General features: G+C 59.8%; 26 protein-coding genes. 11 read left to right on the forward strand and 15 right to left on the reverse strand.

The window, feature by feature from the left end; translation table 11 throughout:
* Nucleotides 1-3 precede the first annotated feature (3 nt).
* The 5 genes from rnfG to PSN43_RS13610 form a co-directional block, all read right to left on the reverse strand.
* On the reverse strand, nucleotides 4-582 hold the full coding sequence (gene rnfG, locus PSN43_RS13590; RefSeq protein ID WP_272701277.1) for an RnfABCDGE type electron transport complex subunit G: 579 nt from the start codon (nucleotides 580-582) through the stop codon (nucleotides 4-6).
* Nucleotides 583-1,563 (reverse strand): RnfABCDGE type electron transport complex subunit D, encoded by a 981-nt coding sequence (locus PSN43_RS13595; RefSeq protein WP_272701278.1) that lies wholly within the window; start codon nucleotides 1,561-1,563, stop codon nucleotides 583-585.
* Nucleotides 1,557-2,762 carry an electron transporter RnfC gene (locus PSN43_RS13600; protein WP_272701279.1) on the reverse strand — a complete coding sequence of 402 codons (1,206 nt, stop codon included), beginning with the start codon at nucleotides 2,760-2,762 and terminating at the stop codon, nucleotides 1,557-1,559. The genes PSN43_RS13595 and PSN43_RS13600 overlap by 7 nt, the downstream gene beginning before the upstream one ends.
* A 14-nt stretch (nucleotides 2,763-2,776) precedes the next feature.
* Nucleotides 2,777-3,517, reverse strand: coding sequence for a cytochrome c3 family protein (locus tag PSN43_RS13605; RefSeq protein WP_272701280.1), 741 nt, complete (start codon nucleotides 3,515-3,517; stop codon nucleotides 2,777-2,779).
* Nucleotides 3,518-3,642: 125 nt separating this feature from the next.
* Nucleotides 3,643-3,930, reverse strand: coding sequence for a potassium:proton antiporter (locus PSN43_RS13610; protein WP_272701281.1), 288 nt, complete (start codon nucleotides 3,928-3,930; stop codon nucleotides 3,643-3,645).
* Nucleotides 3,931-3,996: 66 nt separating this feature from the next.
* Between PSN43_RS13610 and PSN43_RS13615 the strand changes: the two genes are divergently transcribed.
* A complete protein-coding gene (locus tag PSN43_RS13615; RefSeq protein ID WP_272701282.1) occupies nucleotides 3,997-4,626 on the forward strand; it encodes a PilZ domain-containing protein in 630 nt (209 codons plus the stop codon).
* A gap of 9 nt (nucleotides 4,627-4,635) precedes the next feature.
* Here PSN43_RS13615 and PSN43_RS13620 read toward each other — a convergent pair whose 3' ends face one another.
* The 3 genes from PSN43_RS13620 to PSN43_RS13630 form a co-directional block, all read right to left on the reverse strand.
* The gene (locus PSN43_RS13620; RefSeq protein ID WP_272701283.1) at nucleotides 4,636-5,541 is read right to left on the reverse strand and encodes an NAD(P)/FAD-dependent oxidoreductase; all 906 of its coding nucleotides are present in this window, start codon (nucleotides 5,539-5,541) and stop codon (nucleotides 4,636-4,638) included.
* Nucleotides 5,542-5,654: 113 nt separating this feature from the next.
* A complete protein-coding gene (locus PSN43_RS13625; RefSeq protein ID WP_272701284.1) occupies nucleotides 5,655-6,437 on the reverse strand; it encodes an HD domain-containing protein in 783 nt (260 codons plus the stop codon).
* Between the two features lie 2 nt (nucleotides 6,438-6,439).
* On the reverse strand, nucleotides 6,440-6,769 hold the full coding sequence (locus tag PSN43_RS13630; protein WP_272701285.1) for an SHOCT domain-containing protein: 330 nt from the start codon (nucleotides 6,767-6,769) through the stop codon (nucleotides 6,440-6,442).
* A gap of 187 nt (nucleotides 6,770-6,956) precedes the next feature.
* Between PSN43_RS13630 and PSN43_RS13635 the strand changes: the two genes are divergently transcribed.
* From PSN43_RS13635 to lpxC, 10 genes are all read left to right on the forward strand, one after another.
* Nucleotides 6,957-7,355 (forward strand): response regulator, encoded by a 399-nt coding sequence (locus PSN43_RS13635; protein WP_272701286.1) that lies wholly within the window; start codon nucleotides 6,957-6,959, stop codon nucleotides 7,353-7,355.
* Between the two features lie 35 nt (nucleotides 7,356-7,390).
* The gene (locus PSN43_RS13640) at nucleotides 7,391-8,176 is read left to right on the forward strand and encodes a Tim44 domain-containing protein (RefSeq protein WP_272701287.1); all 786 of its coding nucleotides are present in this window, start codon (nucleotides 7,391-7,393) and stop codon (nucleotides 8,174-8,176) included.
* 43 nt (nucleotides 8,177-8,219) lie between these two features.
* Nucleotides 8,220-8,945 carry a class I SAM-dependent methyltransferase gene (locus tag PSN43_RS13645; RefSeq protein ID WP_272701288.1) on the forward strand — a complete coding sequence of 242 codons (726 nt, stop codon included), beginning with the start codon at nucleotides 8,220-8,222 and terminating at the stop codon, nucleotides 8,943-8,945.
* Entirely contained in the window at nucleotides 8,942-10,669 is a 1,728-nt protein-coding gene (locus PSN43_RS13650; protein ID WP_272701289.1) for a YcaO-like family protein, read from the forward strand. The genes PSN43_RS13645 and PSN43_RS13650 overlap by 4 nt, the downstream gene beginning before the upstream one ends.
* A gap of 212 nt (nucleotides 10,670-10,881) precedes the next feature.
* Nucleotides 10,882-11,199 (forward strand): TusE/DsrC/DsvC family sulfur relay protein, encoded by a 318-nt coding sequence (locus PSN43_RS13655; protein ID WP_014321317.1) that lies wholly within the window; start codon nucleotides 10,882-10,884, stop codon nucleotides 11,197-11,199.
* Nucleotides 11,200-11,390: 191 nt separating this feature from the next.
* Entirely contained in the window at nucleotides 11,391-11,618 is a 228-nt protein-coding gene (gene rpmE, locus PSN43_RS13660; protein WP_272701290.1) for a 50S ribosomal protein L31, read from the forward strand.
* Between the two features lie 195 nt (nucleotides 11,619-11,813).
* Entirely contained in the window at nucleotides 11,814-12,740 is a 927-nt protein-coding gene (locus tag PSN43_RS13665; protein WP_272701291.1) for a DUF1385 domain-containing protein, read from the forward strand.
* 2 nt (nucleotides 12,741-12,742) lie between these two features.
* A complete protein-coding gene (prfA, locus tag PSN43_RS13670) occupies nucleotides 12,743-13,810 on the forward strand; it encodes a peptide chain release factor 1 (protein WP_272701292.1) in 1,068 nt (355 codons plus the stop codon).
* Between the two features lie 22 nt (nucleotides 13,811-13,832).
* Nucleotides 13,833-14,684: a peptide chain release factor N(5)-glutamine methyltransferase gene (gene prmC, locus PSN43_RS13675; RefSeq protein WP_272701293.1), complete on the forward strand. Its 852-nt coding sequence runs from the start codon at nucleotides 13,833-13,835 to the stop codon at nucleotides 14,682-14,684.
* Nucleotides 14,685-14,865: 181 nt separating this feature from the next.
* Entirely contained in the window at nucleotides 14,866-15,783 is a 918-nt protein-coding gene (gene lpxC, locus PSN43_RS13680) for a UDP-3-O-acyl-N-acetylglucosamine deacetylase (RefSeq protein WP_272701294.1), read from the forward strand.
* 236 nt (nucleotides 15,784-16,019) lie between these two features.
* Here the strand turns inward: lpxC and PSN43_RS13685 are convergent, their stop codons facing one another.
* The 7 genes from PSN43_RS13685 to PSN43_RS13715 are packed head-to-tail and all read right to left on the reverse strand — an operon-like array spanning nucleotide 16,020 to nucleotide 20,299.
* Nucleotides 16,020-16,847, reverse strand: a complete 828-nt coding sequence (locus tag PSN43_RS13685; RefSeq protein ID WP_272701295.1) for a hypothetical protein — start codon at nucleotides 16,845-16,847, stop codon at nucleotides 16,020-16,022.
* A 6-nt stretch (nucleotides 16,848-16,853) separates the two neighbouring features.
* On the reverse strand, nucleotides 16,854-17,261 hold the full coding sequence (locus PSN43_RS13690) for a hypothetical protein (RefSeq protein WP_272701296.1): 408 nt from the start codon (nucleotides 17,259-17,261) through the stop codon (nucleotides 16,854-16,856).
* A gap of 23 nt (nucleotides 17,262-17,284) precedes the next feature.
* Nucleotides 17,285-17,611: a hypothetical protein gene (locus PSN43_RS13695; protein ID WP_272701297.1), complete on the reverse strand. Its 327-nt coding sequence runs from the start codon at nucleotides 17,609-17,611 to the stop codon at nucleotides 17,285-17,287.
* A gap of 3 nt (nucleotides 17,612-17,614) precedes the next feature.
* Nucleotides 17,615-18,316: a flagellar basal body-associated FliL family protein gene (locus tag PSN43_RS13700; protein ID WP_272701298.1), complete on the reverse strand. Its 702-nt coding sequence runs from the start codon at nucleotides 18,314-18,316 to the stop codon at nucleotides 17,615-17,617.
* 25 nt (nucleotides 18,317-18,341) lie between these two features.
* The gene (locus PSN43_RS13705) at nucleotides 18,342-18,722 is read right to left on the reverse strand and encodes a chemotaxis response regulator CheY (protein ID WP_272701299.1); all 381 of its coding nucleotides are present in this window, start codon (nucleotides 18,720-18,722) and stop codon (nucleotides 18,342-18,344) included.
* Nucleotides 18,723-18,744: 22 nt separating this feature from the next.
* Nucleotides 18,745-19,530 carry a FliA/WhiG family RNA polymerase sigma factor gene (locus PSN43_RS13710; RefSeq protein WP_272701300.1) on the reverse strand — a complete coding sequence of 262 codons (786 nt, stop codon included), beginning with the start codon at nucleotides 19,528-19,530 and terminating at the stop codon, nucleotides 18,745-18,747.
* Nucleotides 19,472-20,299, reverse strand: coding sequence for a MinD/ParA family protein (locus tag PSN43_RS13715; RefSeq protein WP_272701301.1), 828 nt, complete (start codon nucleotides 20,297-20,299; stop codon nucleotides 19,472-19,474). Before PSN43_RS13715 ends, PSN43_RS13710 begins: the two co-directional genes overlap by 59 nt.
* Nucleotides 20,300-20,314: the final 15 nt, after the last annotated feature.

Raw genomic sequence — 20,314 nt, forward strand, 5'->3', positions numbered from 1 at the left:
TTGCTAGGACGTCCACGTGTTGCGGATCTTGTCCTTGATCTGTTGGAATATCCTGATCGCCTCGTTGACGGCGGCCACACTGCCGGTTGATGAGATCGTCGCTCCGGCGATGGCCGTGATGTCGCCGCCGTCCTTGCTCAGGGCGAGGGAATCGGTGGCGTGGCCGCGGAACTGATCGCGGTACTCGGGCTCCACCAGGCGCATACCCATGCCCGGCGTTTCCTTGAGGGTGGTTGTACCGATGCCCGCCAGTCTGGAGCCGTCGGTGTCGAAGCCGACCATGATGCCCACCGGGCCGCCGTACCCCTTGCCGAAGGTCTCGAAGGCCACGCCCAGGAGTTTGCCGTCCTTCATGGCCGGGAACACGGTTACGGTGCCGTCGGGCAGGTCGAATGTCTTGCGGTCCTTCACCGGGTTGTTGTCGAAGTCGACGAATATCTGCGCCAGGGCCGGGCCCTGCACATAGGTCAGGACCTGTTCCTCGATGCGTTCCGAGGTGGCTTGGCGAACCGAAGCCAGAGTCAGCCCGGACAGGCCGCAAATAAGCGACAGGACCAGGACCATCTTTATCATTTCCTTCATCTACACGCCCTCCGAGCCGTCCAGGAATGAATAGGGTCCGCCGAACGGTTTGGGCCGGATGCGGTCCAGCAGCGGGGTGAACAGGTTGGTCAGCAGGATGGCGAAGGGCACGCCGTCGGGATAGATGCCGTAAACCCTGATGACGATGACCATGGCTCCGGCCATGAGTCCGAAGAGGATGGACGGCAGCCGTCCGATGGGGCTGGAGGCCGGATCGGTGGCCAGGAAGAAGGCTCCGAAGACCGCGCCGCCCGCCAGCAGGTGGAACAGGGGCGGGGCATAGACCGTGGGGTCGATGAGGTTGTAGGCCCAGGCCGTCAGCAGGAGCCCGCCGATGAAGGCGGCGGGGATTTCCCAGGAGATGTGCCTGCGCAGAAGCAGGAAGGCTCCGCCCGCCAGAAGGGCGGCCACATGGACGGCCCCCAGGCCGCCGAGCTGGTTGCCCAGGAGCAGGTCGGAGTAGCGGATGGAGTCGATGTGGTCCACGCCGAAATACTTGAGCTGTTGCAGGGGGGCGGCCAGTTTGAAGGAGAGCATGGTCGCGTTGGTGTCCATGTAGCCTCCCCAGGATATGCGGCATACGGCCCAGCCCACCAGCGGCGAGCAGAGCGGGTTGCCGCCCAGGCCGCCGAAGATCATTTTGCCCAAGGCGATGGAGGCGATCGAGCCGATCGTCACCAGCCACCATGGAGTCGAGGCGGGCAGCAGGAAGGCGAGCATCAGGCCCGTGACCAGGGCGCTGTAGTCGTCAACGGACTGTTCGCGTTTCATGATTCGGTTGAGCGCGGCCTCGGCAACCACGGCTACGGCGCAGGACAGGGCCATGACCCGGAGCGCTTCCACGCCGAAGATGACCACGGCCATGACGGCCGCGGGCAGGAGCGCGACGAGGGTGTCGAGCATCTGGCGGCGGATGGTCCGTCCGCAATGCACATGCGGCGGCGCGGTTACGGTCAGAATGGGGTTGAGCTGCTTCAGCATGGCGTGTCTCCGGTCTGCTCCTTGATTTCGTCGCCAGAAGGTCCGGCAGGCGCGCTGGCTCCGGCCAGCAGGGCCAACTCGTATTTGGCGAGGCGGATGTATTGCAGAAGCGGGCGTTGCGCCGTGCACCAGTAGCCGCACAGGCCGCATTCCATGCAGGAGTGGATGTGGTAGGCCTCGGCCCGCTTGAACTGCTTGAATTCGGCGCATCGGCTTATCAGGCCGGGCATGATCCGGGCCGGACAGTGGCGTTCGCACGCCCCGCAGCCCAGGCAGAAATTGTCGGTGGGCTCCAGGCCCTCTTCCCTGCGCAGGATGGTCAGGCCGCAGGAGTCCTTGCCCACCCCCTGGTCGAGGTTGGCCGCGGCCAGGCCGCGCAGGGGGCCGCCCAGGACGAGGCGGTCGCCAGGTTGGATTTGCGCTCCGGCCTCGGCGGCCAGGAATCCGACGGGGGTGCCCACGCGGACGAGCTGGTTCTGCCCGCCGATGGTCATGACCGTTTCGGTTACGGGGCGGCCGGTTTCCATGACCCGGCCGATGGCGTACAGGTCGCCGACCGAAAGCATGGTCGCGTTTTCCGGCCGGGAGCCGGGCAGGACCTCCTGCCCGAGGACCGCCTTGTAAACCAACGGGTCGAGTCCGTTGGGATAGACCGGGGCCACGTGGACCACTTCGCAGTTGGCGAAGGCGTTGGCCCTGTTGCCCTTGGCGGCCGCCAGGAACATCTTGGACGGTTCCACAACCTTGGCGGCCGTTTCCAGGCCCAGCTCCAGGGTTTTGCGGTAGTCGTGCAGCAGGGGCTCGAACACGGAGATGCCCGGTTCGGGCGGGACTCCGTTGATAATCAGTGTAGGGGCCTTGCGCAGGGCGCCTACGTTGACGCCCATGGATTTGAGCCAATGCCGGAGCGGCTCGCCGCCGTCTCGACAAGGCTGGATGGGGTCGGCTTTGCCTCCTCCGTCCACTTCAAGAAGTATGGAGTAGCGTTCCACTTCGAGGATGGTCCCGGCCAGGGGGGCGTGCAGGTCGCCCGTGTCCGGGCCGTTGCCCAGGGCCACCTTGGCGCCGGCGAGGACCTGGTCGCCCACGGCCAGGATCGGGGTCATGCCTTCCATGGGGAGGCGCAGCCTGTCGGGGCGGGAGGCCGAGACCAGGGGGCCGGTCTCGCCGCACAGCAGGCTGAAGTCGTAATAGCTCATGTCTCTGGAATCCCTTATTTCATATGACATTGGCCGCAGGCGTCGTCGCCGAACGGGCCGCTTCCGTTCTCTTCATGGCAGCTCATGCATTGTCCGTGGTAGGCGGCCATGGTGGTGGGTATCAACTGGTCCGCGGGGACGGTGTGGCAGTCCGCGCAGGCCCGGTATTCGGCCTTGGCGGCAGGTTCGGGCTTGCGTTCATGGCAGCGCGTGCAGCCCGTGGTCCCTTCCTTGAACATGTCGTCATGGCAGTCGGCGCATCGGGCATGAGCCGCGTCGCGCAGGCTGGGCAGTGAATCGCCGCCGTCCGAGTGGCAGTTGGAGCAGGCCTGTGGTTCGGGTTCGATGTCCTCGGAATGGTGGCAGGACCGGCAGTCGCCGTCTGCGTAGTTGTCAACGTGCTCGTCGTGGTTGAACTTGGCGATGGTCGCTCCCGCATGGTGGCAGGAGGCGCACAGCTTTTCATCCATGGTCTTTTGGTGTCCGGCTGCGAACGCCTTGTCGAACTTGGCCACGTGACAGGTGGAGCAGGCGGGAGGATTCGGGTCTTCGCCCGTGGTGTGGTGACAGTCGGCGCACTGTCCGCTCTGGTCCTCGATGTGTTGGGCGTGGTTCAGGATGACCTTGCCGCCTTTGTTTTCCAGCAGCACCCGGACCGGCGGTCCTTCGGAGCTGGCCGGGGCCAGATAGCCGCCCAGGGCGGCGAGAAAGAGAATGCCGGTAACAATGGCGATGGGGAGATACCGATTCTGCAAAAGATGAACCTCTTGATTTAGGGCTTAATAGCAGTTTGTAGCTGAAACCGTGTGGTTTAGTCCATACCCTAGGGGTTTCATGGTTGTGACGACGGTTATCCGAAACCGGTCGTTTCGGACCGAATTTATTTCCGGCGCAGCAGGCCTAGAGCGAACATCAGACCGAATATCGCCGCTCCGGCCCACCATAGGAACAGGGCCAGTTCGGTTGTTGCGAGCACGTAGGCGGCCTTGGCGGCAATGTCGAGGGGAAGCCGGAGCGCGAGGGCGGGCAGGTCGAGGCCAAACAGCCCTCCGAGAACATTCATGAGGGTCAGGGAGGGGCGGGAACCGGTGACGGCCCAGGCTATACCCTGCCAGGCCAGTGTCAGAAGACATCCTCCCCAGGCGAGGATTCCGAGCGTTTTGAGCATGGGGAGCGTGTATATATAATTGCGGGCAGAAAGGCCATAGTTTATTGAAGTGATAAGGAGGACTGTATGGACATCGGCATCGGCGACAGCATCCTCCTCGAAGTGTCCACGTTCGAGGACCGTTTTATCGCGCTTGTCTCCGGGGTGGGCCGGGACGGCAGGCTGGTGGTCCGCGCCGAGGTGCCCTCCGGGGTTCTGGATCGAATCGAGGCCGACGCCTTCGCCGAAGTCCTTTATGCGTATGACGGCAGGCTGCTCTGTTTCGGCACCCGCATTTTGCGCGTCGGCGGTTCGCATGACGCGCGGCTTGAGTTGGCGGCGCCGAAGACCTTTTTTGCCCCGGAAGGACGCGGCGAGCCCCGATACGCCTGCTTTTTCCCCGCTTCCGTGTCCGTTGGGGAGCGTGTCGTCAACGGGGTTGTCGATGATATTTCAGATAGTTGCGCCCGCATACGTTTCCCGGTCGCCGGGCAGGACGACTTCCCTATCGAGACAGGGGGCGGGGTGCGGTTGACGATTCGCCCCTACGGAGTGAAGAGGTCGGCCGTGTCGGTAGGATGTTCCGTGCTCAAGGTTTTCATGAAGGATCATGAACGGTATGCCGTCCTGCGCTTCGAAAACGATGAACCGGACATCCGCGCTCGGATATCCGGTTTCATCAAGGCCCGGGTCTGCTGTCGCATCCCGGGAGATTAGCTTGTCCGGCTAGTCCAGTTCGAGCTTCTTGGCGTAGGTGGCGGCTTCTATTCCCGCCACGCATCCTTCGCCGACCGCCTTGGCCATTTGCAGGGGCGGACCGCAGATGTCGCCCGCGGCGTAGATGCCGGGCACGTTGGTGCGCTGCTTTTTGTCGGCTTCGATGTATTTCATGTTCTCGTCCAGCTGCACGCCGAGCATGGCGGTCAGCTCCAGCACTCCCTTGGCCCCGAGTTCGATGAACACCCCGGTGACCGGCTGGGTGGAATCGTCGTCCAGAAGCACGGACTCAACGGCGTTCTCCCCGAGGATTTCCTTGATGCTCACGCCTTCGTGGACCTTCACGCCCGTGGCGGTCAGCTGTTGGCGTAATCCTTCGTTCACATCGAGTTCGGCGCAGTAGAGGTGTACTTCGCTGGCGAAGTTGGTCAGGGCCACGGCCCCGCCGGCGGCGGCGCTGCGGCAGCCCGCCACGGCCACCACCTCGTTGCGGTAGAAGCCCGCGTCGCAGTCGACGCAGTAGCTCACACCCTTGCCGAGCAGCTCCTTCTCGCCGGGTACGCCCAGCTTGTTGCGGTTGGAGCCGGTGGCGAGGATTACGGTCTTGGTTTTGACAATGTCCCCGGATTCCAGCTTGAGGGAGAAAGTCTTGCCTTCCTGTTCGATGGCGAGCACGTCCTCGTTCCGGAATTCAGTGCCGAAATTCTCTGCCTGGGCGCGGCCTTTCTTCAGGATTTCCTCGCCCGTGATCTCGATTTGGCAGCAGTAGTTTTCGACATGCGCCCAGTAGAGGCTGGAGTTGTCGATGCGGCCGAGCATCAGGGTTTTAACCTTCTTGCGCGATGCGTGGATGGCGGCCTGAAGGCCGCCGGGGCCGGAGCCGAGTATGGCGACGTCGTAGAGTGTGTCGGACATGGGGTTCTCCTGTGTTCGGATACAATGCGTTATCGAAAAGGATAAGCATTCGCGACAGGATGTAAAGCGCGCATCGGGAGAAAGGGAATGTCCGCCCCCGGGGCGGGAGGCGTTCAGTGTCGGGCTGAGGTCGCGGCTTGCAGGTGGGTGAGCACCTTTTCCTTTAAATCGGTGATCTCGTCGTTTTTCGGGAGCATCCCGAAGGTGCGCTCCACCAGTCCACGGTCGAGCAGCAGGCGCGCCGATGTGCCGTAGGCCAGGGAGAAGAGCCAGCCTGCCATGAGAATCAGGAAATCCTTGTCGTAGCGGAGCATGGAGTAGTCGCAGGAGCCGCCTGACATGACCGCGTCCAGAACGGCCCGGGAATAGCGGGTGGGATGCTTTTCAAGCTGGAGGATGACAACCCGGTCTGGGGTGCCCGGCTGGCTCAGGTGGTCCAGGATCACGCCGAAGATATCGACCTTGTCCGCGTCTCGGGCGACGTTGACCATGGAGGACAGGGGACCTTTCAGGCCGGGATTGACCGTCTTGGCATTGTGCAGGCCCACGGCGGCCCGGATGAGCCTCCATTCATGCTCCGTGAATCCGTCGGGAAGGTCGAGGCTGCGCAGGGTGAGCACGCCCATGCGCCCGTGGTTGATCGATTCGGCGTCCTTGAAGGTTCCGTATCGGGCGAACTGGGGAAACCTTCCGATGTCATGGTACAGGGCGGCCATGGTTGCGAGTTGGGCAGTGCGGCCGTTTATCCCCTCGCCTTCGATGATGGCCAGTCCGTTGTCCAGCACCCGCATGGAATGGTCGAGCTTCAGGCGGATGTGGTAGTCGTTGCGATTCTCGCCCACGAGGTGGCCTTCGGCGAATTCTCGGACCATGAGGATGTGGTCGGACAGGGACATGGTCAATCCTTGAGGCCTTTCATTCTGACCTTGTATTCCATTTCGGAAATCTCGCCTTTCGCGAGCATCTCGTCGAGTTCAGCCCGTTCACGTTCGGTTTCGAGCCGGGCTTCCTCCTCCAGTTCCTTGTCCCGAAGCGGACCGCCGGGGCCGAAGAGCAGGCGAAGGAAAAGCAGGACCACGCCGATAATCGCGGCGACAAAGAGCATCCGGGCTATTGCGGGCAGGATGTGCTCCCCGTATCCGGAGTTGAATGGCCAGGCGCGCCACTGGGGGCTGTCCAGAAAATCGAAGAAACCGCCGAGAAAGGCGGGGATGTGTGAAAGGTCCATGCGTTTGTTCCTCCGGGCGGCGTGATTCGTCGTGGCCTGTACCTACGTTGCAATCGCTTTCAGGGCAAGTCCCGGTCGCTGGATGAACCTTCGCGGAGGTTTATAATCAGGCGAGGCGTAGGTCCCTGCCCGTTGAATTCCTTGTCAGTTTGGTGTATCTTCCTGCCGTTGAAGAAGGAGGGTAGTGATGCGAATTCTCATTGTGGAAGACGAATTTACCAGCCGCAAGCTGTTGACCGCGCTTCTGTCCGATTTCGGCGAGTGCGATACCGCCTCCGACGGCGTCGAATGTGTCGACGCCTTTCGCCGGGCCCTGGAGGAAGGACGTCCCTATGACCTGGTCTGCATGGACATCATGATGCCCAACAAGGATGGCCACCAGGCTCTCAAGGATATCAGGGCCTTGGAGCAGCAGACGGGCGTTTCCGCCGTCGACGAGGCCAAGGTCATCATGATTACCGCCCTGAACGATCCCAAGACAGTGGTCCGCGCCTATTACAAGGGCGGCGCGGCGGCCTACCTGCCCAAGCCCATCGAGGTGGAGAGCCTCTACGCCATTCTGCGCAATCTTGCGTTCATCGATTGATTGCCTGTCCTTCGACTTTGTTTTACGAAGCATCCATGCACAACGTCATATTTGCTACCGCGCCGGGTCCGGTTGCCCGCCTGGCCCGTTGTTTGACCGCGTCCGCCCTGGTCCTGCTCACGGCCACTCCGGCCCTGGCCCAGGACGCGACCCAAGGCCGCACCGGCAGCGTTTTGAATATTCTCCTGCTGGCGCTCATCGCATATTTTCTGGTCCGAGCCTTCAGACGGCGGTCGGGCGGTGGAGACAACTCCCGTCCCGGCCAGTGGTCTCGGCCCGACGATCCCTCCCGCACCGATGACGCCTCCGCTTCCCGCGAAGACGGCCGGGCAGGCGGGGACCAGGCCAAACCCGTTGCCATGGATCGCCACGAGGCCGCCCGGCGCACCTGGGACATGCTCAGCTCCCAGGGGCAGGACAAGCCCGTGCCCACCACGCCAACCGGCGCGCCTGCGCGGGTGGACGGGTTCGACGAGTCCGAGTTCCTGGAAGGAGCCAAACTCTTGTTCTCGCGTTTTCAGCAGGCCCGGAACAAGGATGATTTCGACGCCATTCGAGATTTCCTTTCCGATGGAGTCTACAGCGACGCCCTGGCTGCGGGCGATCGCCCGAGAACCGACGTCATGCTGGTCTCCGCCCGGCTTGTGGAACTGAAGACCGAAGGCGGCCGGACCGCCGCCTCTGTTCGGTACGACGCGCAGCTTCGCGTGGGCGAGGAGGGCCGTCCGGTTGAATTGCGGACCGTATGGGAGTTCTCCAGCAGTGACTCCGTGCTCAACGGCCTGTGGGTCTTGGAAAAAATCAATCCGATCGTTCAATAAAACATAGCCTCCCCTTGAGGTTTACCGTTCCCGGAGGGAAAACATGGCGGATACCGTTTTCGACCTGGATCAGCCTATCGGTGCGCTCATCGACATCGCCGTGAGAGAGTTCGGCGAGGTCGGTTTCGAAACCGTGACCATAGGCGGCATGAATCTGGAGGTTCTCCAGGTCAGGCAGATGCAGAAATATCTCGACAAGTTGGTGGACAAGAGCAGGGGGGGCAAGACGATCAACTTGCCCCTGTGGGCCAAGGTCTGGCCCTCCTGTCTGGTGCTCGGCTACACCCTGAGTCGATTCCCGTTCGTTCCCAACAGTTCGGTTCTCGAAGTGGGCGCGGGCTGCGCCGTCGACGGCATGGTCATGGCCAAGCTCGGCCATGATGTGACCGTTACCGATGTGGAGCCCTTCGCTCTGCTGGTCAGCCGGATCAATGTCCTCAAAAACGGCCTGGACGGCAAGGTGGATATCCGCAAAGTCGATTTCACCAGGGATTCCCTGGGCCGCCGTTTCGATTACATCATCGGTTGCGAGGTCCTTTATCAGGAAGCCGTCTACGAGCCGCTCGCGGATTTCCTTGACGCCCATCTCGCCCAGTCGCCGAGCGCCGAGGTGCTCATGGCCATGGACAAGAAACGGCAAGGCAGGAAGTTCTTCGACAAGGCGGACGGCATGTTCGCCATGATGAAGTCCGCCGCCAATTACAAGGATAATGAAACCGGCGAGGAAAACATCATCAACCTGTTCCGGATGAAAAGGAAGGGGGCGTGATGGAACTTGGGCATTGCCGAAAATCCTTTACCACCGATCAGGACAAGGCGTGCAGCCCGGTGGAGACCGTGACCCGCGTCAAGGGTATCCTGGCTGAGAAATGCCGCGGCGTCCTGGCCAAGACGGACCGGGTCGACACCGGCAGGCTCGGTATTCCCGTATTCGTCAGCGAATGCGGGCCCGAGGCCCGTGAGGTCATGCCCACCCGCAAGCAGATGGGCAAGGGGGCGTCGCCGGAACAGGCCGAAGCTTCGGCGCTCATGGAGCTGGTGGAGCGTTTTTCCTATTTCAGCTTCTGGGCATCTCCGGCCAATTTCGAAGAGCTTACCTGGTCCGAGGCGCAGGAAAGGTGGCCCGGACAAGTCATGGACATCGGACAGATCATCCGTTCGGTGGACGAAGACCTCGAACCGGATAAGGCCGTGCGCCTCATGAATCTGCTGCGTTGGAAGTTCCATCCCGCGTTGAACGTGCTCTCCGGCAAGCAGGAGTATGTTCCGTTGGATTGGTTCAAGAAACTTAATGAATTCAACGGATCGTCGGCGGGGAACACCTTCGAGGAATCCATCGCCCAAGGGGCCTGCGAATTGGTCGAGCGCCATGTCTGCGCCCTTATCGATCGCAGCCGCCAGGCAACTCCGACCATTGATCCGGCTTCCTGTGATGATCCGGTGCTGCTCCGCTTGCTGGATTGCTTCGAGCGAAACGGCGTGTCCATTATCCTCAAGGATTTTTCCCTCGGCCACCCCGTGCCCACGGTCGGCGCCGTCGCCTGGGACCGCAAGACTTTTCCCGCCCTGAGCGAGATCGTCTTCACTGCGGGCACCGCTTCGTCGCCGGTCAAGGCGGCCATCCGGGCCGTGACCGAAGTGGCACAGTTGGCGGGCGATTTCGAGACCAGCCGCGTTTATGAGGCGTCGGGACTGCCCAAGTTCACCGAGCTCGACCAGATCGAGTGGCTGAAGGAAGGGGAGATCGCGCCGCTCGATTCCCTGCCGTCGGTGGAGGACGCGGACATCTATAATGAACTGATGGCGTTGGCCGGCGGGCTTGCGGACATGGGCCGCACCCTCTATTCCGTCGATACCCGTCATCCGGAGCTGATGGTCACGGCCAATTACAACTTCGTGCCCGGTTTTGATTTCCGGGAACGGACCCCACATCGGTCCATAGGCCTTTTTGTGGGCCGCATCCTGGCGGAGGACGTCGATTTCGACGAGGCTCTGGAAGGGCTGGACGTGCTTGAGGAGGTCTACCCCGGCGCGTATTTCCTGCCGTTCTTCCATGGGCTTCTCGCCTTGCGCATGGGTGATCCCATGTACGCGGCGGCAAGATTCGAGGAATCCGTTGACCTGCAACCCGCCGACTCCGAACGGGGACTGGCTGTGTTTTATCAGGCCTACGCCCTGTCCCAGGCCGAGGAGTGGGAGGACGCCGTCGGGCTTCTGGATCGCGCCATCGAATTGGACCGCGAGTGCAGGGAGTTCTTCAACCTGCGCGGCGTCGCGCACTTCAAGGGCGGGCGTTATGAACAGGCCGCAGCCGACTTCAGGGCCTCCCTCGATATCGACAGCGGTTCGCCGCATGATCTTGCCAATTTGGGCTTGTGTCACAAGTTTCTGGGCCATCGCCAGGAGGCTGCCGATTATTTGCAGGCGGCTCTCGACATGGACCCGACCTTGGATTATGCTCAGAAACATTTGAGCGAACTGCTGGAATCCTAGTTTGTTATGAGGGAAGCCCCAGGCCGTTTTTTGTTGTATTGAAATGTGCCGAGTACTTGACAAGGTTGGGGAGTCGACGTAATGTCCCCACACGGTTTTGAGCCGTGTTTTTTAGTTAGCAGCTAAGCAGCGGATCGCTGTTTATTTGGATAAGGTTGCTCCGACGGTTGCGCGGAGCTACAGCAAGAGAAACATCCACTTAGGAGGATACAATGGCTGTTGTTGAATTCCAGGGCTCTTCTTTCGAAGTTGACGAAGACGGCTTCCTGCAGAAATTTGAAGACTGGACCCCTGTTTGGGTCGAATACGTGAAGGAATCCGAGGGCATCAAGGAGATCTCCGAGGACCATCAGAAAGTCATCGACTTCCTGCAGGACTACTACAAGAAGAACGGCATCGCTCCGATGGTCCGTATCCTCTCCAAGGTCACCGGCTTCAAGCTGAAGCAGATCTACGAGCTGTTCCCGTCCGGACCGGGCAAGGGAGCCTGTAAGATGGCCGGTCTGCCCAAGCCCACCGGCTGCGTCTAGTTCTCAATCGAACTCGACAGTTCAAGGCGGGTGCTTCGGCTCCCGCCTTTTTTGCGCCCAGGGTGGAACAGGGCGACCGTGCGTCCGAGAAGCGGTGAAGGCCGGGGAAACCCGGAAGATTTTGCTTGCCAATCGGTGGGGCAGTGCGTATAAGACCGAGTTCCACGCACAAAGAATGACAGGAGATAGTCATGAAAAACGATATTCATCCCAAGACTTACAAGGCCAAGGTTCGTTGCCATTGCGGTTACGAGGCCGAGCTGCTGACCACCAAGGGTGAGGAGTTCGAAGTGGAAATTTGCTCCAACTGCCATCCCTTCTACACCGGCAAGCAGCGTTTTGTGGACACCGCCGGCCGCATCGATCGCTTCCGCAAGAAGTACGGCGATCTGAGCACCCTGGCCGCCAAGTCCAAGTAGCTCTTTTTTTCGGCGTAAGCCGAGACCATATGCCTTCGTTGGGGTCTTGTACCCTTCGGAGGCATATTGTTTTATCCGGTGCTTTACAACTGGCGGGGAATCCTTAATTCTCCGTAGTACGGGGTATGGCGTCCGCCGCCCCGGTGCTATCTATTACCGGAGGGTATCTGCTTGAAACTGCGAGGACTTTTGACGATGGCTGCTCCCCAGACCGTGGGTGGCCAGGCTGTGATCGAAGGCGTCATGATGCGCGCCAAGGATAAACTTGCCATAGCCATCCGCAAGGCGGACGGCGAGATCGTCACCGATGTTCGGCCGTGGTACACCATGGTCAAGCATCCCTTGCTCAAGAAACCCTTCCTGCGCGGCTTTCCCATACTCATCGAGACCATGGTCAACGGCATCAAGGCCCTGAACTATTCCGCCGTGCAGGCGGCCGATGACGGCGAGGAGGAGGGCGGCGAACTGACCACCTGGCATCTGGTTCTGACCATGGTGCTGGCGTTGGGCGCGGCCCTTGGCCTGTTCGTGGTGCTTCCGCACTTCTTGTCCGTTGGTATGGAAATGCTCGGACTGGGCGGCGATGTGGATTCTTTGAGCTTTCACGCATGGGACGGGCTGATAAAGATGATCATCTTCATCGGCTATATCCTGGCCATTTCCTATATCCCGGACATTCACCGGGTCTTCCAGTACCATGGGGCCGAGCACAAGGTCATCTGGACCTGGGAGGAGGGCAAGGAATTGTCTCCGGCGTCCAGTCGATTCTACAGCCGCCTGCATCCGCGCTGCGGTACCGCCTTTCTGCTGTTCGTTCTGGCGGTGTCCATCATGCTCTATGCCGTGTTGGTGCCGTGGCTTCTGACGTTCTATTCTCCGGAACATTTTTTCGTCAAACATCTGTACATCGTCGGCATGAAGCTCATTCTCATGGTTCCGGTCAGTTGTGTGGCCTACGAGATGATCAAGTTCGCCGGTAAATACAACAAGAATACCCTGTGCAGACTGATGTGCTGGCCCGGGCTGATGATGCAGATGTTGACCACCAAGGAACCCGACGATAGCCAGCTTGAGGTGGCCATTGCCGCTTTGCGCTGCGCCGTCAATGCCGAGGAGTGCTGATCATGTTTGGCAAGCTTGAAGAGATTGAAGAAAAATACGTAAAGTTGGAGCAGGAGCTTGCTCAACCCGATATTTTCAACGACCAGGAGCGGTACAAGAAGGTCTCCAAGGCCCACGCCGACCTGGGCGAGGTAGTCGAGGTCTTCCGTCAGTACAAGCAACTTTCGCAGGACCTCGAAGACAACCGCGAGATGCTCGGCGACTCCGACCCGGAAATCCGGGAGATGGCCAAGGCCGAGCTTGATGATTTAGAAGAGCGTCTGCCCGAGTTGGAAGAGGAACTCAAGGTTCTGTTGCTGCCCAAGGATCCCATGGATGAAAAGAACATCATCCTTGAAATCCGCGCGGGCACCGGCGGCGACGAGGCGGCCTTGTTCGCGGCCGACCTGTACCGCATGTATACCCGGTATGCCGAGATCAACCGCTGGAAAGTCGAGGAGATGAGCGCCAACCACACCGGTTCCGGCGGCTATAAGGAAGTCATCGCCTCCATTGCCGGCGACAAGGTCTACAGCAAACTCAAGTACGAATCCGGCACCCACCGGGTGCAGCGCGTCCCGGCCACCGAATCGCAGGGGCGCATTCATACTTCCGCCGTAACCGTGGCCATCATGCCCGAGGCCGAAGAGGTCGACGTGGATATCCGTCCCGAGGACCTGCGAGTGGATGTGTTCCGTTCCTCAGGCCCCGGCGGTCAGTCGGTCAACACCACTGACTCCGCCATCCGCGTGACCCACATCCCTTCCGGGCTTGTGGTCATCTGCCAGGACGAGAAGTCGCAGCACAAGAACAAGGCCAAGGCCCTCAAGGTCCTGCGTTCCCGTCTGTTGCAGATTGAGCAGGACAAGGCCAAGGCCGAGGAAGAAGCGGCCCGTCGGAGCCAGGTGGGTTCCGGCGACAGGTCCGAGCGTATCCGTACCTACAACTATCCCCAGGGCCGCGTGTCCGATCACCGCATCAACCTGACTCTGCACAAGCTTCCCCAGATCATGGAGGGCGAGTTGCAGGAATTGACCGATGCGCTTATCAGCTACTTCCAGGCCGAAGCGCTCAAGCGGCAGGGCGACTAAGTCTCTGCGCCGAGGAATCCCGGTGCCTCGAAATATTCAGGAAGTTCTCAAAGAGTGCGAGTCCCGCTTGTCAGGCGTGGACTCGCCTCGTTTAAGCGCCGAACTCCTTGCCGCCCGCGCTCTGGGGTGCTCCCGCCTCTCGCTGAATTTGGAGCGGGGAAGAGTGCTTTCCGAGGAGGAGTGCGCAGCGGTCGATGCTCTCATTTCCCGCCGCGAATCCGGAGAGCCGGTAGCCTACATTCTCGGGTCCAAGGAATTTTACGGGCTTGATTTTGCGGTTTCGCCCGCTGTGCTCATCCCTCGTCCCGAAACGGAGCATATCGTCGAGGCCGTTGAGAAAGCGTATTCCAAGGACCGTCCTCTTCTTTTCGCCGATCTCGGTACCGGGTCCGGCATATTAGCCGTGACTGTCGCCTCGATTTTTCCTCTGGCGCGCTGTACGGCGGTGGATATCAGCCGGGACGCCCTTGAGGTGGCTCAGGGCAACGCGCGCGCCCATGGCGTGGAGGATCGGATTGCATTTCAGTTGCTTGACTTCACCAAAGAAACCCTCGATGGGGAATTCGATCTGGTCCTGTCCAATCCGCCTTATGTGACCGAATGCGAGTTTGCGGAGGCGAGCCGCGAAGTGACCGGATTCGAGCCCACGGGCGCTCTGGTCAGCGGTGTTGATGGGCTCGACCACATTCGTGCGATGCTCCCCCGGGTCGCTTCCATGCTCAAGTGCGGCGGCCGGTTCTATATGGAGATCGGTTGTGGCCAGGGGCAAGCGATAATAGATATTCTTGGCAACAATTTTCCGCAATTCGAGTCGGTTGAGGTTCTGAAAGACCTCGCCGGATGGGATCGGGTTGTGGTTGCGCGAAAGAAATAATCGTAGAAATGCAACACGATTGATTGGTTAGTGTTGTAAAAAAGCAAAGAATCGCTTGAATGCAACACGCGTTTGAATTCTAATTTTCGTCAAAAATACTGTGAAATCAAGTGATTACTATTTTGTATAGATGTGGCATCATTCTTGCTTTTATATGATTGGTTAATCAACCGGAGGAATAATGTCACAGACAACTATACATAGATCAGTACGTTGCACCGGAATTGGGCTCCACAGCGGAAAGCAGGTGGATATGGTCCTTCGGCCCGCAGCGGAAGACACCGGTATTCTCTTCGCCCTGCGCGACGGTTCCGGGTCCACTTTCCTCACTCCCGCCCCGTCCCTGGTCGTCGAGACCAGCCTGGCCACGGTGCTGGGTGACGGCCGTGAGACCGTGGCTACCGTCGAGCATCTGCTCGCCACCATCAACGGCATGGGCATCGACAACATCCATATCGAAGTGTCGGGCAAGGAAGTGCCCATCATGGACGGCAGCGCCGCCTCTTTCGTCTACCTGCTCAAGCAGGCCGGTGTGCGCAGGCTGAGCAAGCCGCGCAAGGTCATGGCCATCAAGAAGGCCCTGGATTTCGAGCAGGACGGCAAGTACATCAAGGCTCGCCCTTACGACGGCTTGCGCCTCGACTACACCATTGAGTTCGCTCACCCGCGTATCGGCCGTCAGCACCTGTCCATGGAGATCACCCCCGAGAACTTCTCGCAGCACCTCGCCAAGGCTCGCACCTTCGGTTTCCTCAAGGAAGTCGACTACCTTCATGCCAATGGCCTGGCTCTGGGCGGTTCGCTGGACAACGCGGTGGTTCTGGACGAGTACAATATTCTCAACGCCGAGGGGCTGCGTTTTGAAGACGAGTTCGTGCGTCACAAGATGCTCGACTTTGTGGGCGACATCGCCACGTTCGGTGCGCGTCTCCAGGGCAGCTTCGAGGTCTTCGCTTCCGGGCACGCCTTGAACAACGCCTTCCTCCGTCATCTGGACGAGAACCGTGACCTCTATCTGGAGGAACGGGTGCAGTCGGCTCCTGTCGCCAAGGAAGCACCCAGTCGCGAACGGCTCCAGCCTGTCCCCGCAATGGCTTAGTCCATCGCAAATGATTACGAGAAAGGCCCGCCAATAGGCGGGCCTTTCTTTTTAGGAACTCTCCATTTAACTCCTGAAGAAAAAAGATAGGCGTTGAAAGCCGCTGCGCGGCAATAGTCGGGTGATTTCGCCTCCGGCGGGCAAGGGCTCGCACCCTTGCATCCCTATATGCGCCTTCGGCGCGGTTTTCCCGTTGGCTATGAGTTGTGCGCACCTTCGGGGGCGGGGGAGTGCTGCTATGCTTTGAAGAGCAATTCCGCGAGAATGCCAGCGTGGCTGGATCGAGGCAGTTTGCCGACGTTGAGGACTTGCACTTGAAGTGGTGCGTCCGGATGTCGGCGGGAGGCGAGATAGCGCGACAGGGCGTCGGCGTGTTCGGGGTGCTGGAGCAGGACACGGCAGGACAGTGTCTCTGGGCTCCCGAGGAACTGTACGCGGGTCAGGCCCATGCGGTTGTGGTCGAATTCAACGATAGCTTCGGTCAGTCGCGAGTTCTCGCCACGAGCTCTGACGATGGTTATCTGACGTCTTGAATAGAGGGCGAGCCACGGTTGGTAGGCGAGGTGTCCCTTGCCGGTCGATTGCAATGCGTCGCCCAAAGGTCGGGCGCAGTCGGCCGCGTCGAGGTAGGCCGCGAGAAGGACGGGGGTTTCCGCCAGCAGGGTGAGAAATTCCGCCAAGGGCAGCGGACGACCGGCAAGACCTGCCTGCGCGAGCGCGGGGCGAACGCGGTTTTCGAAAAGCGTGCGCGCCGAGTCGAAGTCACTGATGAGACTAAGAGCATTGGCGGCCGAAGCTTCGGTCCCTGCGGTCAATTCCTTGAGGATGATTTTCGGAACGAGCTGCTGGATGAGGAAGAGCAGTCTGCTGCCTTCCTGATGCGTGGTTTCAAGCTGGGCGAGAAGCCGTTCACCGTCGATTGCCACCCAGGCCATGGAGTCGGGCAGGTTTTTGAGCAGCACGCCGCGGACTTTTTGACCGGGCCGGTGCCTGTTGCGAAAACGGTCGGACCGGCTGCCTCCACCGCCATACGATCCGGAGCTGCCTGAGCCGGAAATACGCATGGCAACCTATGCCTGGTCGATGATGAGCTCGATCTCCTCCAGCCCGAGGCCTGTGGATTTGGCGAGCTGCATCGGTGTCTTGCCGGAGCGGTGTCCCTGGATGATTATTTCACGCATGAACTGAGGGGACTTGGCGTATTCGCTGGCGAGCTTGACGAGTCTTCTGAGCTCGTCGGCTTTGCGCTCCAGTTGGGAGTTCAGGGCGACCAGCTCCTGCTGGCGTTGTTCGAAGGTGGCGACCAATTCGTTTTCCAATTGGGTGTTGAATTGGAGGCGCTTGATGAATTCCTCCTGTCTGGCGTGCAGTCCGTTCAGGAGTATCTCGGATTTGCGGAGGCGCAGGAAGAAGACGATGACGACGCCGAGCAGGACGACTTCGCTGAGAGAGAAAAGAATGATAAGCAGATCGGACATGGTATGGTTTGCCCCTTTCGGGGTCATATCTTGACGTTAACGATATTGCCGGACCATGGGGAGCCGTCGGACGCCCCGGTTTCAGGAGCGTCCTCGTCCCGTTCCCGGTCCTTGCGCTCCGAGGCGGCTTCCTGCCGCTGGTTGTTGTGGCCATCGCGGTCCACGGGGTCCGTGGCGGTCTTTTTTTGAACTTGCTGGACCGTGCCTTCGCGCTGGCGAAGCTGTTCCTGGATGAGCGGGCCGAAAAGCAGCCTGTTGACCTCGGGCTTGGCCTTTTCCGCATGGGCGATCTTCTGCACGAAAGGCAGTTGCGATATGAGAATTGGCAGGTCCAACGGCGTTGAGCTCATGGATCACCTCACAAGATATTGTTCGAACATCAACGTGTCGAACTGACCGAACCCCATGTACTGGTTGACGATTACCAGCAGTTCCTTTTTTAGTCTCTCGCTGTTTTCCTTATCGGACAGGAACTGGAGATCCTTATTCTTGAGATAATAGAACAGGGCGTTGCGAACGGCAAACGTCTCCTGTTTGAACTGGCGCGCCAGCCCTTCGTCTTCGGTGGACAGAAGGATGCTGACTTCAAGGAACCTGATGTCGCCCTTCCTGTCCCTTTGTTCGATGAGGAACGGGTCGAGCTTGATGATGATCTGGGGCGTAGCCTCCGCGGCCGGTTCAGGCTCGGGAATATCCGTTTTTTCCGCAGCAGGCGGAGGAGGCGGCGGGAGCTGCGTTTCAGGTTCGCGCAGGAGGAGAACGACTATGACGACGAGCAGGACGAGAATGACGCCCAGGCCCATGAGCACGTATTTGTTCTTGAGCAGGGCGGCAAAGCCCGACTTGGGCTTGTCCTCCGCGAGAATCGGCGTTTCAACCTCGATATCCGCGATTTCCTCTTCCTCATCTTCATCTTCGAGGAAGGGGGCGTCATCGAGGTCGAGATCGACCTTTTGCGTGGCTCTGCTCGTCGAAGCGTCGTCCAGCTCCGCTTTCCGTTGTTCCGCGGGAGCGTCGGTTACTTCATCGGCATCATCCGGGACGAGCAGAACCATGGCATACGCCTAACAGGCTACGGATTTAGGCGAAGATTTTTTCGATCTTCTGGCCCAGGGTTTCGGGAGTGAACGGCTTGACGATGTAGTTGGACACCTTGGCCTGGACGGCCTCGATAATGTTTTCCTGCTGGGCCTCGGCGGTGACCATCAGGAAGGGAATGTCGGAATATTCCTCGCTGGCGCGCACCTTGCGGAGCAGTTCGATGCCCGACATGGTGGGCATGTTCCAGTCGGAAACGATGAAATCGATGTTGTCCTTGTTCAGCACTTCCCATGCGGTGGAGCCGTCGTCGGCTTCGACGATGTTGTTGAAGCCCAGTTGGCGCAGGATGTTCTTGATGATTTTACGCATGGTGGAAAAGTCGTCTACAACCAGGATGCGCATGTTGGTATCGTACGCCATTGAAAGTCTCCTTTCATGAGTTCTACTCGTTTTCGTAGCGAGCTCTGAACGTTTTTCTCAATTTATTCAAGGCTTGGGAGTGGAGCTGGGAAACACGGCCTTCGGTTATGTCCATAACCTCGGCGGTCTCCTTCATGTTCAACTCCTCTCCGTAATAAAGAGATATGACCAATTTTTCTCTTGGAGTCAATTCTTCAATGAGATTGGCTACTTTGTCAACAATCTCCTGGAAGGCGGCCGACTGGAACGGCTCGTTGTCCGTCATCTTTTTGGGGCCGATGAGGTTGTCCTGAAAGGAATCGAGGCTCAGGCAGACCTGGTTGTTCAGGGCTTCGAGCCCCTGCTGGACCTCCCGGTCCGACATGCCCGTCATTTCGCAGAGTTGTTCGGTGGTTGCGGGAGAGCCGGTCTCATGCTCGATCTGGCGCATGGAGTCTTCGAGCACCTTGACCTTCTGGCGCAGTCCCCGGGAAAACCAGTCCATGCGGCGCAGTTCGTCGAGCATGGCCCCCTTGATGCGGTTTTCCGAATAGGTGTCGAACTTGATCCCCAGTTCGGGGTTGAATTTTCCGAGGGCGTCCAGAAGGCCGAGGCTGCCCGCGCTGATGAGCTCATTGAGCTCAACGCTCTGGGGCAGCTTCGCCTTGAGCCGCAGGGCCAGGATGCGGATTTTGGGCGCGTAATATCGGACGATGTTTTCCCGGTCCCTCGGCGAAAAATCGTCCCAGTGCCTGACGCCCTGTTCCAGCTCAAGCCACGGATCGTTCGTGGAAGAGGAGCTTCTTCCAGAAGAATTTAATATTGCCATCGGTGTTGGGGGTTACTTGCCAGGTTTTGATTTTCTGGGCCGTCTGCCGGACGGCCACGCTGGCCGGGGTCTTGGGAAATTTGTGGCAGAACGGGGTTTGCGCGATGACAGAGTTGCGCACGTTCTGGTCGAAGGGAACGAAGCCGACCAGGTCCAGGGAAATGCCGTCGAGAAAGTGGTCGCAGGCGTTCAGGAGCTTGAGGTACACCTCGCGGGCCATCTTCACGTCCTTGACCATGTTCACCAGCACCCGGAATTTCTCCACACCGTGGTGGAGCTTGAGGACCTTGATGAGCGCGTAGGCGTCGGTCAGGGATGTCGGTTCGGGAGTGATGATGAGCAGCCGTTCCTGCACGGCCAGGTTGAAATAGAGCACGTTGTCGTTGATGCCCGCGCCCGTGTCCACGATGAGGTAGTCCACATTGTCCTCGAGGGAGTCCATGGCGTCCAGCAGGTCGAGCTTCTGCCCCTTGTCCAGGTTGACCATGTCGCTTACGCCCGACGAGGCGGGAAGGATGCGGAATCCGTAAGGCGTGTCGTAGAGAATCCGGTCCAGGGTCATGTCCTCGTGGAACAGGTGGAAGAGATTGTACTGGGGCGCAAGCCCGAGGATGACGTCCACGTTGGCCAGGCCCAGGTCGGCGTCCAGAAGGACCACGTTCTTGCCTGCGGCGCTCAGGGAGTAGGCCAGATTGACCGACATGTTGGTCTTGCCTACGCCTCCCTTGCCGGAGGTGACGGAGAGGACCAGGGGAAGATGCGAGCTCATAACGTGTGCCGTGCT

It is taken from the genome of Desulfovibrio sp. Fe33 (genome assembly GCF_028532725.1).
Classification (GTDB): domain Bacteria; phylum Desulfobacterota; class Desulfovibrionia; order Desulfovibrionales; family Desulfovibrionaceae; genus Pseudodesulfovibrio.

What these genes read in the sequence shown, in the direction of transcription:
- rnfG (WP_272701277.1), bottom strand. Translation starts at nt 582, where the DNA reads ATGAAGGAAATGATAAAGATGGTCCTGGTCCTGTCGCTTATTTGCGGC.
- PSN43_RS13595 (WP_272701278.1), bottom strand. Translation starts at nt 1,563, where the DNA reads ATGCTGAAGCAGCTCAACCCCATTCTGACCGTAACCGCGCCGCCGCAT.
- PSN43_RS13600 (WP_272701279.1), bottom strand. Translation starts at nt 2,762, where the DNA reads ATGAGCTATTACGACTTCAGCCTGCTGTGCGGCGAGACCGGCCCCCTG.
- PSN43_RS13610 (WP_272701281.1), bottom strand. Translation starts at nt 3,930, where the DNA reads ATGCTCAAAACGCTCGGAATCCTCGCCTGGGGAGGATGTCTTCTGACA.
- PSN43_RS13615 (WP_272701282.1), top strand. Translation starts at nt 3,997, where the DNA reads ATGGACATCGGCATCGGCGACAGCATCCTCCTCGAAGTGTCCACGTTC.
- PSN43_RS13620 (WP_272701283.1), bottom strand. Translation starts at nt 5,541, where the DNA reads ATGTCCGACACACTCTACGACGTCGCCATACTCGGCTCCGGCCCCGGC.
- PSN43_RS13625 (WP_272701284.1), bottom strand. Translation starts at nt 6,437, where the DNA reads ATGTCCCTGTCCGACCACATCCTCATGGTCCGAGAATTCGCCGAAGGC.
- PSN43_RS13630 (WP_272701285.1), bottom strand. Translation starts at nt 6,769, where the DNA reads ATGGACCTTTCACACATCCCCGCCTTTCTCGGCGGTTTCTTCGATTTT.
- PSN43_RS13635 (WP_272701286.1), top strand. Translation starts at nt 6,957, where the DNA reads ATGCGAATTCTCATTGTGGAAGACGAATTTACCAGCCGCAAGCTGTTG.
- PSN43_RS13640 (WP_272701287.1), top strand. Translation starts at nt 7,391, where the DNA reads ATGCACAACGTCATATTTGCTACCGCGCCGGGTCCGGTTGCCCGCCTG.
- PSN43_RS13645 (WP_272701288.1), top strand. Translation starts at nt 8,220, where the DNA reads ATGGCGGATACCGTTTTCGACCTGGATCAGCCTATCGGTGCGCTCATC.
- PSN43_RS13655 (WP_014321317.1), top strand. Translation starts at nt 10,882, where the DNA reads ATGGCTGTTGTTGAATTCCAGGGCTCTTCTTTCGAAGTTGACGAAGAC.
- rpmE (WP_272701290.1), top strand. Translation starts at nt 11,391, where the DNA reads ATGAAAAACGATATTCATCCCAAGACTTACAAGGCCAAGGTTCGTTGC.
- PSN43_RS13665 (WP_272701291.1), top strand. Translation starts at nt 11,814, where the DNA reads ATGGCTGCTCCCCAGACCGTGGGTGGCCAGGCTGTGATCGAAGGCGTC.
- prfA (WP_272701292.1), top strand. Translation starts at nt 12,743, where the DNA reads ATGTTTGGCAAGCTTGAAGAGATTGAAGAAAAATACGTAAAGTTGGAG.
- lpxC (WP_272701294.1), top strand. Translation starts at nt 14,866, where the DNA reads ATGTCACAGACAACTATACATAGATCAGTACGTTGCACCGGAATTGGG.
- PSN43_RS13685 (WP_272701295.1), bottom strand. Translation starts at nt 16,847, where the DNA reads ATGCGTATTTCCGGCTCAGGCAGCTCCGGATCGTATGGCGGTGGAGGC.
- PSN43_RS13690 (WP_272701296.1), bottom strand. Translation starts at nt 17,261, where the DNA reads ATGTCCGATCTGCTTATCATTCTTTTCTCTCTCAGCGAAGTCGTCCTG.
- PSN43_RS13695 (WP_272701297.1), bottom strand. Translation starts at nt 17,611, where the DNA reads ATGAGCTCAACGCCGTTGGACCTGCCAATTCTCATATCGCAACTGCCT.
- PSN43_RS13700 (WP_272701298.1), bottom strand. Translation starts at nt 18,316, where the DNA reads ATGGTTCTGCTCGTCCCGGATGATGCCGATGAAGTAACCGACGCTCCC.
- PSN43_RS13705 (WP_272701299.1), bottom strand. Translation starts at nt 18,722, where the DNA reads ATGGCGTACGATACCAACATGCGCATCCTGGTTGTAGACGACTTTTCC.
- PSN43_RS13710 (WP_272701300.1), bottom strand. Translation starts at nt 19,530, where the DNA reads ATGGCAATATTAAATTCTTCTGGAAGAAGCTCCTCTTCCACGAACGAT.
- PSN43_RS13715 (WP_272701301.1), bottom strand. Translation starts at nt 20,299, where the DNA reads ATGAGCTCGCATCTTCCCCTGGTCCTCTCCGTCACCTCCGGCAAGGGA.